Source organism: Cellvibrio sp. ARAG 10.3 (genome assembly GCF_051846955.1).
In the GTDB taxonomy this organism is placed as follows: domain Bacteria; phylum Pseudomonadota; class Gammaproteobacteria; order Pseudomonadales; family Cellvibrionaceae; genus Cellvibrio.
Genome location: NZ_JBPYCU010000058.1, coordinates 1 through 1,610 on the forward strand (window position 1 = coordinate 1; position 1,610 = coordinate 1,610).

A 1,610-nucleotide genomic window follows, 5' to 3' on the forward strand; every position below is an offset into this window, starting at 1 on the left:
TGGGTTGTATTACCCGCATTCAAACGCGACCGGATGGTTCGCGTTATGTATGGTTCTGGGCAATACGCGAAGGCGGTTTGACGGAATGCATGGCGGACGAAAGTGCGTACGTGCGTGAGTTTCCAGACCGGGCCGTTAGCGTCTCGTCCATTGCAATAGGAGGATCAGCACCATGATATTTCAAGCACCGGAATTGGATTATTACGAACAATTCCTGCCTTCAACGCTGAATTTTTCCGTGACGCTGTCGCGCGAGGAAGCGGCTGTTGTACTGAAGGCGTATGACCACGGTGTTAGCTCGTTGAAGCCAGAAGAAGTGACCTTGCTTGATAAGGTGCTGGCTGAATTGAAGAACGGAATACATCCATAACCTACGTACTTCACCCCTCGCAGTTTGAGGGGTATTTTCAACACGGCTCGCGACCAGACTTTCTCAAAGTCTGTCTCTTTCACTGAGCGGGCGTCTGTGAGGTTTAACACTATGAGCCATCTATCAAGCCAAAACCCCGTCAGAGGTTCCTTATCCGAGTCATCCTCAGCTTCTTCTCAGGAGCCAGTGGAAATACTTGTCAAATGCTGCGTTGTTAACACAGCAACCGGTGACGTGGTTGAGCGACCTTATCCCGAACTGCGTGATAACGCAGATTTTATTTCTATTTACACAGCCAGGGGGCTGGTGCATGTCTGGTGCGCAGACTTCTATCAGGAATGCCATGCCGTTGCGTTCGTTGGTTTTCTTGAAGAGCGTCTCGTGGCCCAAGGCATTAGTGTGATCAACAGGCAAGTCAATTCGTTTGTTGCCCCTCTTTGAGGGGCATTTTCTAAAAACATTGATTGTCAGTGTGTTTGGAAAATGTGCTTTCACCGTGGCGACTACGTTAGTCGTACCCTGAAAACGTCGATGTGATACCTGCAATTCGACGGCTGGCGAAAGCCAGGGTATCAACCTGTTGCTTAACCCTGTGGGGAGTTCATTCCCCAGGGGATGACTCCTCTTTTTTTGGAGAGTCATTATGAAAAATTCTCAGGAGACTGACGTTCAGTCTAGCCGCCCAGTTCGCCAGTTGGATATTGAAACTGCCCTGACAGCTATGTGTGTTTGGGAGGAAGTCTTATCACGCTCGGCAACCGAAGGCGACATCTATCGGGTGCTGATCGATACCTATGGCACCAATCACGTTCGGTACTATGTGCTGACCGTGCTAGCTCCTGCAGTCGAAGGGGCCTATGCCGCTACGGGAGATCAGTTTGATGCGCCCTTTGATTGGGAGTTTGTACCACGCGCTTTGAAGTGTGTTGAACCTTTTTTGCTATCGCGTGATGTGCATGATTGCAAAGGTATTCCTCCAGGTGAGGCCCGATCAATTGGGAAGCTCTTGCTGAGTGAACTCAACAAGGAAAATAGGGAGAGTTAGCCATGTCATAGCATTTTTTACTGCGCTGACAGAGACCGGAGCTGTTTCGGGTCAAGTTTTAACGTTAAACAACACTAACCTACTCATGCAATAGAGTGGTTTTGATCGTATTGCCTCACAAGAGGCAATACCCCCAAACCCACTTCACGGTGGCAACTACCTTTAGTTGCACCTTGAACGCGGTACGTGCGCCTG

3 protein-coding genes are annotated in these 1,610 nt (G+C 49.6%); all 3 read left to right on the forward strand.

Annotated elements, in window-relative coordinates:
• Window positions 1-172: 172 nt before the first annotated feature.
• The 3 genes from ACSV5M_RS21720 to ACSV5M_RS21730 all read left to right on the forward strand — a co-directional run bounded on the left by ACSV5M_RS21720 (window position 173) and on the right by ACSV5M_RS21730 (window position 1,415).
• Entirely contained in the window at window positions 173-370 is a 198-nt protein-coding gene (locus ACSV5M_RS21720) for a hypothetical protein (RefSeq protein ID WP_439178946.1), read from the forward strand.
• Window positions 371-481: 111 nt separating this feature from the next.
• A complete protein-coding gene (locus ACSV5M_RS21725) occupies window positions 482-811 on the forward strand; it encodes a hypothetical protein (protein WP_439178947.1) in 330 nt (109 codons plus the stop codon).
• Between the two features lie 202 nt (window positions 812-1,013).
• A complete protein-coding gene (locus ACSV5M_RS21730; protein WP_439178948.1) occupies window positions 1,014-1,415 on the forward strand; it encodes a hypothetical protein in 402 nt (133 codons plus the stop codon).
• Window positions 1,416-1,610 lie beyond the last annotated feature (195 nt).